Source organism: Pseudomonas sp. A-RE-19 (genome assembly GCF_019956555.1).
Taxonomy (GTDB): Bacteria; Pseudomonadota; Gammaproteobacteria; order Pseudomonadales; family Pseudomonadaceae; genus Aquipseudomonas.
Window position 1 is genome coordinate 1 of record NZ_JAHBDQ010000046.1, and the last position, 8,909, is coordinate 8,909.

Consider the following 8,909-nt stretch of genomic DNA (forward strand, 5'->3'; position numbering starts at 1 on the left):
CCAAAAATCCCCTGTAGGAGCTGCCGAAGGCTGCGATCTTTTGATCTTGCTTTAAAAGCAAAGTCAAAAGATCGCAGCCTTCGGCAGCTCCTACAGGGGGATATGCATCATCATGGGATGAATGTGGGACAATACCCGCCACTTTTAGCCATACCCGAATCGACAACGCCCATGAACGCCCCCCGCACACCAAGACCTGCGCGCAAGAAACCTGACTCCGCGACCCCGGCCAAAGCCGTGGAGCCCCGCGAGAAGGCCAGCCTGCATCCGCGCAATCGCCATCAGGGTCGTTACGACTTCCCGGCGCTGATCAAAACCACGCCGGAACTGGCGAAGTTCGTGATCATCAACCCGTATGGCAAGGAAAGCATCGACTTCGCCAGCCCGGACGCGGTTCGGGTGTTCAACCGGGCGCTGCTCAAGTCGTTCTACGGTATCGCCCATTGGGACATCCCGGCCGATTACCTGTGCCCACCGGTTCCGGGCCGTGCCGACTACGTGCACTTCCTGGCCGACCTGCTGGCCAGCGTCAACGACGGCGAGATCCCTCGCGGTGCGCCGGTCAAGGTGCTCGATATCGGCATGGGCGCCAACTGCGTCTATCCGTTGATCGGTTACAGCGACTATCGCTGGCACTTCCTCGGCTCGGAAATCGACCCGACAGCAGTCGCCGCCGCCAAAGCCATCGTGCAGTCCAACGGGCTGAACAAAGCCATCCAGCTGCGCCAGCAGAGCAATCCCAAGCACATTCTGCTGGGCCTGCTCGAACCCGGCGAACGCTTCGACCTGACCATGTGCAACCCGCCGTTCCACGCCTCGATGGACGAGGCCACCAAGGGCAGCGAGCGTAAATGGCGCGCACTGGGCCGCGCCGACCCGAAACGCAAACTGCCGGTGCTGAACTTTGGCGGTCAATCGGCCGAACTGTGGTGCGAAGGTGGCGAAGCACGGTTTGTGACGCAACTGATCGCCGAGAGCGCGCACTTTCAACACAAAGTGCTTTGGTTCAGCACCCTGGTCTCGAAAGCCTCAAACCTGCCGGCGATCCAGACGGCGCTGAAAAAGGCCGGCGTACTGGAAAGCCAGGTGGTGGAAATGTCTCAGGGGCAGAAGCAGAGCCGCTTCGTTGCCTGGACGTTCCAGACCAAGTCCGAGCAGCAAGTGTGGCGCGAACGCTGGGTTCGCAAGAGCTGAGTAACGGTTGGTCCTGAGCTGCGAAAAATCAAATGTGGGAGCGAGCCTGCTCGCGATGGCGGTGCACCAGTCGACATCATCGTTAACTGACATGCAGCTATCGCGAGCAGGCTCGCTCCCACATTGGTTTAGAGTTATTGCAGGTCAATCGCTAAATTGCAGACACAAAAAAACCGTGCCCGGATTGCTCCGGAGCACGGTTTTTTTAACAAATCTTACTTGTTAACAGCGTCGGTCAGGCCTTTGGCCACAACCAGCTTGATAACTTTCTTGGCAGCGATTTCGATGGCAGCGCCAGTCGAAGGGTTACGGCCGGTACGGGCAGGACGCTCAGTCACTTTCAGCTTGCCGATACCTGGCAGGGTGATTTCGCCGCCGTTTTCCAGCTGATCGGCAACGATTTGGCCCAGTTGGTCCAGAGCGTTACGCGCGGTGGTTTTTGGCGCGTCGATAGCTTCAGCGATGTCGGCGATCAGTTGGTCTTTAGTAAGAGCCATGTAATGTTCCTTCCCTATCAAATTCATATGGATTGCAGAGTGCAGTGTCAGCCATCGAGCCCGATCTTCTGGATCTGGCACCCTCGGCCATAACCACGACGAGTCGGGGTTATAGATACCGAAATCAGGGTTTGGTTCGACCTGACAAATGCTGAATGCACGCTTAACGCAGTGACTTCGCGTAAGACCGGGCAAAACTAGCACAGAGACGGGGAAATATCCGCCTCTAGCTACCCATTTGGTCAGCTTTATTACTCGAAATCGGGAAAAAACTGCATAAGGGCCGCCCCATGACCCGGATTTTCCCCATCTCCCCCTGCAGGAGCTGCCGAAGGCTGCGATCTTTTGACTTTGATTTTTAAAAACAAGATCAAAAGATCGCAGCCTTCGGCAGCTCCTGCTGGGGGACGCGCTATGGCATGGTTACAGCGCCAAAACCAGAGATTGCGGTACACTGGGCGCTTTTTGGGGGAGCACGCCCTCCTCTCTTCAATCAGCCGAGAAGCCCATGCCGATCCGTCATTGCATCGTTCACCTGATCGACAAAAAACCCGACGGCACACCTGCAGTTCTTCATGCCCGCGATTCCGAACTGGCTGAATCCAGCGCCATCGAGAACATGCTTGCCGACCTCAACGAGAGCTACAACGCCAAACAAGGCAAGGCCTGGGGTTTGTTCCATGCCGAGTCCGGGGCGCATCCGTTCAGCGGCTGGCTGAAGGAATACCTCGACGGCGGCAAGGATTTCACAGCCTTCAGCCGGGTGGCGGTGGAACACCTGCAAAAGCTGATGGAAGAGTCGAACCTCTCTGTGGGCGGCCACGTGCTGTTCGCGCATTACCAGCAGGGCATGACCGATTACCTCGCCATCGCCCTGCTGCACCACAGCGAAGGCGTTGCAGTGACCGATCAACTGGACGTGACCCCTTCGCGACACCTGGACCTTGGCCAGTTGCACCTGGCAGCGCGAATCAACATCTCCGAGTGGCAGAACAACAAGCAGTCCAAGCAGTACATTTCGTTCATCAAAGGCAAGAACGGCAAAAAGGTTTCGGAGTATTTCCGCGACTTCATCGGCTGCCAGGAAGGTGTCGATGGCCCCGGTGAAACCCGCACCCTGCTCAAGGCCTTCAGTGACTTCGTCGAAAGCGAAGACCTGCCGGAAGAGTCCGCGCGCGAAAAAACCAAGACCCTGGTGGATTACGCCAGCAGCCAGGCAAAAATGGGCGAGCCCATGGGCCTGGAAGAACTGTCCGAGCTGATCGACGAAGAACGCCCGAAGGCGTTTTACGATCATATCCGCAACAAGGACTACGGCCTGTCGCCGGAAATTCCGGCAGATAAACGCACCCTGAACCAGTTCCGCCGCTTTACCGGCCGTGCTGAAGGTCTGTCGATCAGCTTCGAAGCGCACCTGCTGGGCTCGAAGATCGAATACGACGAAGAAGCCGGCACGCTGATCATCAAAGGCCTGCCGACCCAATTGACCGACCAGCTCAAGCGACGCAACTGATGCTCGGCGGTGTATTGAAGAAATGCCTGCTGATCCTGCTGGTGATCGTTGTTTACCAGAACTGGGGCAAGATCGAGCGGTATCTCCATCCCTCGCAGGTGGTGTCTGAGCAGACCCAGGCCAAGGCCAACGTTGTGCTCTACGCCACTGATTGGTGCGGCTACTGCAAGCTGACCCGGCGTTTTCTTGACCAGAAAGGCATTCCGTACAAGGAATTCGATATCGAGAAAGATGCCCAGGCGCGTAAAGCCTATGAAGCGCTGGGCGGACGCGGGATTCCGCTGATCGATGTGAACGGGACGTTGATACGCGGGTATGACCCGGACAAGGTTCTTGCGGCGCTGGAATAATCCATAGGGCTCACACAAAACCCGTAGGAGCGAGGCTTGCCCGCGAAGAACGATAACGCGGTGCAACAGATATACCGCGTTATCATTCTTCGCGGGCAAGCCTCGCTCCTACAGAGATCACTGCGCTTCGATGCGAAACCCGAACCGCGGAAAGTGCACATGCACCACGCCGGCCCGCTCGTCTTCTCGACGCAAAATCAATTCTTCGCGGCCTGCAAACAGCAACTCCCCCGCCACCGGATCAACCCCGTAATCGGTTGCGGCGATGACCACCTGCTGGCCAACTTCGAACCCGTTCGGCTCATCGAACTGCTCATCCGGCAACGCGGCCGGTGTGGCATTACGGGCAATCTCCAGCGCTTCCTCGGCCGTCATCTCACTGAATGCGCCATGACCAAACCCCATCACACGGCCAAACCACGCCAAAACCGCCGGATAAGCATCCACCAGCGGTGACGTCACGTGCGTCGCTTTGAGGAACCACAACGAGTGGGCCAGGGCAAAGTCGGCAATCGATGGCTCACCGAACAGGAAGTCCCCCTGCTCACGCTGAAGCTGCTGCTCCAATCGCGCCATGATCGTTGGCCATTGATGCCGAGCCTGTTCGGCAGACGGCCGTGTGGCACTGCCACCGCTGAATAATCCGGCGCGATCGGCCAGGAAGGCCTTGATCGCTTCCGGCGACAATTTGCCGAAGCGCACCGCCACCGACGCCGGCTGGAACACCAGGCTGACTGCATGCTGGAACACCACCGAGTCGGCCCACGCCGCGAAGGTTGCGGTGATCATTTCCTGGCCTTCCGGGAAAAACGCCGGCAAGGCTTTTTCCTGCTCCAGGCGACGAGCGATCAACGCGGTGTCGCAATAAACATCAGCACCCATCTGCAATACCGGCGTCCTGCGGTAGCCGCCGGTCAGCGCCGTTAGATCGGGCTTGGGCATCACCGGCGAGATGTTCACCGAGCGCCAGGACAACCCCTTGAAGCCCAGCAGCAAGCGGGCCTTTTCGGCGAAAGGGGACGTCGGGTAGTGATGAAGAATCAACTCGGACATGCTCGGCTCCGCCGCTCGGATAAGGAGCTCGCAGCTTAACGCGCAATCCACAAGCAGCCTACCCATCTGCCTGATGGGCGCTTATCAGTCAGATTGATAAGCCCGCAGCCGCGCTCGCGACCAGACATTCCTTGGCGCTTTTCTTGAGTTTTTTGATCAACCGTTCCTGGCGCAGCGCTTCGCTTTTATCGCGGCAGATTTCGGTGTAGACCAGTGCCACGGCCGGGCTGGACAGAAAGAAGCGCGCGCCCTTGCCGCTCTGGTGGGTGGCGAAGCGGCGGACGGGATCGTCGCTGATCCCGCAGTAGAGCGAACCATTGGCCGCGCGAACAAGGTAGACGAACCAGGGTTTGCTGATGGGCAGCGACGGTTCGGCGGCAATGACGGAAGATTCGCTCGAGGTGCTCACGTGACGATCAAGGCTTGTAGGAAACAAGCCGCGATCTTATCAGCGACTGGCCTGGAATGCCTTCAGCCCCTTCAAGGCCTGAGCACGAACGGCGTTTCTCACCACTGGCGTCCAGCCCAACAAAAGCCCTTTGAAACCCAACGCCTGACGCGACCAGCGCCACAGATCAAAGCTGTCGTGATGCTCGCAGATCTTGCCGTCGCGAAACACGAAACGCGCCTGGATGTCGTTGACCACGGTATTGCCGGTCTGGCTGAACAGATAGGTCGCCACCCAATGGGCACCGCCCGTGCGCTCATCGCTGCGCACATTATCGAAGGTCAGGGAGAAATCCTTGGCCCGGGTGGTGAGCATGCGCCACATGTCGCCGGCATCGCGCCCGCGCAGTTCGCCGAACGCCGGATCACTGAACACCACATCATCGGTGTAGCAAGCGCTCATGGCCTCGGCATCCAGGCGCTGGAAGGCTTGGTAGAACCGGGTGATCAAGGCGTTGTGGGCATCACTCATGTGCAAACTCCAAGGAATGGACAGATTGCCAGCACGATAATCTGCAAACGGGCGAAACACTATCGGCATTCGTGTTCCGAATACCGACAGTAAGCCAAAGCCAGACACAAATCCCGTGGGAGCGAGCCTGCTCGCGATGACGGAGTGTCAGTCGACACCAACGTTGGATGTCAGGATGCAATCGCGAGCAGGCTCGCTCCCACATTTAGAATCACCGCTTTCAGATCTTTTCGCTTGTGACCTGCACGTACAACGAACGCCCGGCGCCGAGGCCGGCGATGATCGCGCCGAGGCCGATGACCCCGAAGATCCAGCCCAGGGCGCTCCAGCCGCCGGTCCAGTCATGCACCACACCGACCGCGAACGGCCCCATGGACGCCAGGGTGTAACCGAAGCCCTGGGCCATGCTCGACAGGTTCGCCGCCACATGAGCATCCCGCGAGCGCAGCACGATCAGGGTCAGCGCCAGGCTGAACGTAGCGCCCTGCCCCAACCCCAGCAGGATCGCCCAGCCCCACAGGCCATCGATCGGTGCATACAGGCAGCCGAACAAACCGCCGAGGGTCATGGCCATGACAATCACGATCGCCAGCCGCTGATCCTTGCCGCGCGTCGCCAGCCAGGGTGCTGCCAGCGAGCTGATCAACTGGACAATCACCGAACCCGACAACACCAGACCGGCCTGGGTTGGCGTCAGACCGCGACCGATCAGAATGGACGGTAGCCAGCCAAATACGATGTAGGCCAAAGACGATTGCAGGCCCATGTACAAGGTCACTTGCCAGGCCAGCGGATCGCGTAACAGCCCTCTAACCCGATAGGCGACATGATGCGCGCCGTGTTGCTGACCGACTTGCGGCAGCCAGAAAATCGCCGCGACCAACGCTGGGACCACCCAGAAGCCGAGGCCCAGGGCCCAGCTTTTGTCGAAATGCTCGCTCAACGGCACGGTCGCGCCAGCCGCCATGGCCGCACCCAGGCACAGGGCCATGGTGTAAACGCCGGTCATGGTGCCGGCCTGTTTCGGGAAGTCGCGTTTGACAATGCCGGGCAACAGCACGCCGATCACCCCGATGCTGGCGCCGGCCAGCACACTGCCGGCAAACAGACCGACCTCGCCGAACGAACTGCGCAAAATGATCCCGCCGGCCAGCATCAGAAGAATCCCCAGCACCACCCGCTCGGCACCAAAACGTCGCGCCAGCACCGGCGCCAATGGCGCGAACAACCCGAGGCAAAGTACCGGCAAGGTCGTCAGCAAACCGGCCTGGGCAGCCGATAGCCCCAGCGTCTTCGAGACCTCGCTGAGCATCGGCGCCATGCTCGACAGCGCCGGACGCAGGTTCAACGCCACCAGTATCAGGCCGAGCAACAACAACCACGGCCGCCGCAGGACCGGATGAGTTTGCTGAACCTGTTCGTCGTCGGCCTCGGCGTCAATCAGCAACTCTTCGAGCTCCGCCGTACGCTTGAGCTCTGCAATGCTGCTGTTGCCGGCCTGCTTGGCGGACATGGCGTTCTCGGTTTCAAGGTTCATTGATCAACTGCCTCGACAAGGCTTTGGCCCGTTCCGGGTCGCGTTGTTCGACGGCCTCGAGCAGTTCGACATGAAGGTCGAATACCGCTTGGCGTCGGGGGGAGATGTTCAGGGTCTGGCGCAATTGCGCGCCGATGATGCTGGAGAAATAGCGATACAACTCGCTGAGGGTCGGGTTGTGTGCCGCATCCACCAGACGACGGTGGAACACCAGATCGCAGGCGATGTAGGTGTCGAGATCGCCGTGGTAATGGCTGCCGCTGACGCCCAAGGCTTCACGCAATGCCAGCAGGTCTTCATCGGTGCGGCGTAACGCCGCCAGGCCAATGGCTTCGACTTCCAGAATGTGCCGGGTTTCCCGAGCCTGTTCCTGAGAACAACGGGACAACGCCTTCAGGGTGTCCAGTGGATCGACCACCGCCCGCAGGTAACTGCCGTCGCCCTGGCGAATCTCGATTAACCCGGAAAACGCCAACACGCGCATGGCTTCGCGCACCGTGTTGCGGCTGATGCCCAGTTCGGTCGCCAGTTCCGGCTCGGTAGGCAAACGCTGGCCGACTGTCCAGATGCCTTGATTGATGCGCAGGCGTAACTGGTCCAGGGCCTGATCGACCAGGGATCGTTTAACTAATGGAGAAATATCTGACATAGGACTCGCTCTTTCATCCAATCATAGGATGAATTTTCCGACATGTTAGTCAGCGCTGCGTAGGACGACAACCACCTACGGTCATAGGGCGGGAAATAGAGCGGGTTTTTCGATTAGTCAAAATTACCCTTTAAGGGTAATTTAATGGAATAGGGTTCATGGTTTCTTATGGAAAAGAACACACCCCCATTACAACTTGGCGGTGATCAAGGCAGATGTCAGGCGACTTGGAAGAAAAGCATTCACCAAGACCGCAGAAAAAACCGGCATGGATCTCGGCCTTAGCATCAGCGAGATGCAAGAGATCGTTTTCGAGTTGCAAAACAAGATGTTGTACAAATCGATGACCACCCATGACGATCATCGAGTCTGGCAGGACGTGTATCACATCAATTCACAAGATCTGGAGATTTACATCAAGGTGACGTACCGCCCTGCCGGCGGCCCACCGGTAATCTCCTTCAAGGAGAAAAACCCATGAAAACCCAGCAATGTTTCAGCTGCGGTGCACGTGAGGGAATGAGGCATTTCGAGGGGCGCGGTGAAACCCTGAGTGTCAAAGGCATGGAGCGCCGTGTAGATGATCTTTCTGGCTGGGAATGTCGGCAGTGCGGGGAAGTAGAGTGGGACCCCGATAGTGCAGAGCGTTATGGGGAAGCAGGTGATGCGCTGGTCATTGCTGCCAGACAAATGATCGGTGCCGAGATGAAGCGCATCCGCCGCAAATTGCACCTTACGCAAAAAGAAACGGTGCAACTGCTGTCAGGCGGCGGGCACAACGCGTTTTCACGGTACGAGCGCGGCGAAGTGCTTGCGCCAAAGGCGTTGATGCTGCTAATGCGCCTGCTGGATCGCTACCCGCATTTGCTCGCCGATGCGAAAGCCTTGGGCGAAGGGGCAGATTTGAGGGGGGGGTTCAAATATACCGAGCACAAGGAACATGAAACCCTCACAGTTTCCTGAGCCACAAAAAACAAACCCGGCACCAGGCCGGGTTTGTTTTTTGAACCTCATCCCCGCATCAATGCAGGATCTGGCTCAGGAACAGTTTGGTGCGCTCGTTCTGCGGGTTATCGAAGAAGTCGTTCGGCGCGGCCTGTTCGACGATTTCACCCTTGTCCATGAAGATCACGCGGTTGGCCACGGTACGGGCGAAGCCCATTTCGTGGGTTACGCAGAGCATGGTCATGCCGTCTT

The 8,909-nt window shown here is 58.5% G+C and carries 11 protein-coding genes and 1 pseudogene; 5 read left to right on the forward strand and 7 right to left on the reverse strand.

Annotation, left to right across the window (positions count from 1 at the left end):
* Nucleotides 1–171: 171 nt before the first annotated feature.
* The gene (gene rlmF, locus KGB14_RS22930; protein ID WP_052966255.1) at nt 172–1,194 is read left to right on the forward strand and encodes a 23S rRNA (adenine(1618)-N(6))-methyltransferase RlmF; all 1,023 of its coding nucleotides are present in this window, start codon (nt 172–174) and stop codon (nt 1,192–1,194) included.
* 215 nt (nt 1,195–1,409) lie between these two features.
* Here the strand turns inward: rlmF and KGB14_RS22935 are convergent, their stop codons facing one another.
* Nucleotides 1,410–1,691, reverse strand: a complete 282-nt coding sequence (locus KGB14_RS22935) for an HU family DNA-binding protein (RefSeq protein WP_007905514.1) — start codon at nt 1,689–1,691, stop codon at nt 1,410–1,412.
* A gap of 508 nt (nt 1,692–2,199) precedes the next feature.
* Between KGB14_RS22935 and yejK the strand changes: the two genes are divergently transcribed.
* Together yejK and KGB14_RS22945 are read left to right on the forward strand one after the other, a co-directional pair.
* Nucleotides 2,200–3,204, forward strand: coding sequence for a nucleoid-associated protein YejK (gene yejK, locus KGB14_RS22940; protein ID WP_223488966.1), 1,005 nt, complete (start codon nt 2,200–2,202; stop codon nt 3,202–3,204).
* The gene (locus KGB14_RS22945; protein WP_223488967.1) at nt 3,204–3,554 is read left to right on the forward strand and encodes a glutaredoxin family protein; all 351 of its coding nucleotides are present in this window, start codon (nt 3,204–3,206) and stop codon (nt 3,552–3,554) included. Before yejK ends, KGB14_RS22945 begins: the two co-directional genes overlap by 1 nt.
* Before the next feature lie 117 nt (nt 3,555–3,671).
* Here KGB14_RS22945 and KGB14_RS22950 read toward each other — a convergent pair whose 3' ends face one another.
* The 5 genes from KGB14_RS22950 to KGB14_RS22970 form a co-directional block, all read right to left on the reverse strand.
* Nucleotides 3,672–4,607 (reverse strand): glutathione S-transferase family protein, encoded by a 936-nt coding sequence (locus KGB14_RS22950; RefSeq protein ID WP_223488968.1) that lies wholly within the window; start codon nt 4,605–4,607, stop codon nt 3,672–3,674.
* Nucleotides 4,608–4,695: 88 nt separating this feature from the next.
* On the reverse strand, nt 4,696–5,016 hold the full coding sequence (locus tag KGB14_RS22955; RefSeq protein ID WP_223488969.1) for a GIY-YIG nuclease family protein: 321 nt from the start codon (nt 5,014–5,016) through the stop codon (nt 4,696–4,698).
* Between the two features lie 39 nt (nt 5,017–5,055).
* Nucleotides 5,056–5,526: a nuclear transport factor 2 family protein gene (locus tag KGB14_RS22960; protein ID WP_095051230.1), complete on the reverse strand. Its 471-nt coding sequence runs from the start codon at nt 5,524–5,526 to the stop codon at nt 5,056–5,058.
* A 220-nt stretch (nt 5,527–5,746) separates the two neighbouring features.
* Complete coding sequence (locus KGB14_RS22965; RefSeq protein WP_223488970.1) at nt 5,747–7,063, reverse strand: CynX/NimT family MFS transporter; 1,317 nt, start codon at nt 7,061–7,063, stop codon at nt 5,747–5,749.
* The gene (locus tag KGB14_RS22970; protein WP_223488971.1) at nt 7,053–7,712 is read right to left on the reverse strand and encodes a FadR/GntR family transcriptional regulator; all 660 of its coding nucleotides are present in this window, start codon (nt 7,710–7,712) and stop codon (nt 7,053–7,055) included. Before KGB14_RS22970 ends, KGB14_RS22965 begins: the two co-directional genes overlap by 11 nt.
* Nucleotides 7,713–7,908: 196 nt before the next feature.
* Here KGB14_RS22970 and KGB14_RS22975 point away from each other — a divergent pair, with 196 nt between their 5' ends.
* Both KGB14_RS22975 and KGB14_RS22980 read left to right on the forward strand, forming a co-directional pair.
* Nucleotides 7,909–8,193: a type II toxin-antitoxin system MqsR family toxin gene (locus KGB14_RS22975; protein WP_223488972.1), complete on the forward strand. Its 285-nt coding sequence runs from the start codon at nt 7,909–7,911 to the stop codon at nt 8,191–8,193.
* Nucleotides 8,190–8,675, forward strand: a complete 486-nt coding sequence (locus KGB14_RS22980; RefSeq protein WP_223488973.1) for a type II toxin-antitoxin system MqsA family antitoxin — start codon at nt 8,190–8,192, stop codon at nt 8,673–8,675. Before KGB14_RS22975 ends, KGB14_RS22980 begins: the two co-directional genes overlap by 4 nt.
* Nucleotides 8,676–8,733: 58 nt before the next feature.
* On the opposite strand, the pseudogene glnQ reads toward KGB14_RS22980, so the two are convergent.
* A pseudogene (glnQ, locus tag KGB14_RS22985) lies at nt 8,734–8,909 on the reverse strand (glutamine ABC transporter ATP-binding protein GlnQ); the annotation flags it as partial.

Excerpts from the sequence above, each read along its gene's own strand:
- KGB14_RS22935 (WP_007905514.1), bottom strand. The coding sequence starts at position 1,691 with ATGGCTCTTACTAAAGACCAACTGATCGCCGACATCGCTGAAGCTATC.
- KGB14_RS22970 (WP_223488971.1), bottom strand. The coding sequence starts at position 7,712 with ATGTCAGATATTTCTCCATTAGTTAAACGATCCCTGGTCGATCAGGCC.
- yejK (WP_223488966.1), top strand. The coding sequence starts at position 2,200 with ATGCCGATCCGTCATTGCATCGTTCACCTGATCGACAAAAAACCCGAC.
- KGB14_RS22950 (WP_223488968.1), bottom strand. The coding sequence starts at position 4,607 with ATGTCCGAGTTGATTCTTCATCACTACCCGACGTCCCCTTTCGCCGAA.
- KGB14_RS22980 (WP_223488973.1), top strand. The coding sequence starts at position 8,190 with ATGAAAACCCAGCAATGTTTCAGCTGCGGTGCACGTGAGGGAATGAGG.
- KGB14_RS22960 (WP_095051230.1), bottom strand. The coding sequence starts at position 5,526 with ATGAGTGATGCCCACAACGCCTTGATCACCCGGTTCTACCAAGCCTTC.
- rlmF (WP_052966255.1), top strand. The coding sequence starts at position 172 with ATGAACGCCCCCCGCACACCAAGACCTGCGCGCAAGAAACCTGACTCC.
- KGB14_RS22965 (WP_223488970.1), bottom strand. The coding sequence starts at position 7,063 with ATGAACCTTGAAACCGAGAACGCCATGTCCGCCAAGCAGGCCGGCAAC.
- KGB14_RS22945 (WP_223488967.1), top strand. The coding sequence starts at position 3,204 with ATGCTCGGCGGTGTATTGAAGAAATGCCTGCTGATCCTGCTGGTGATC.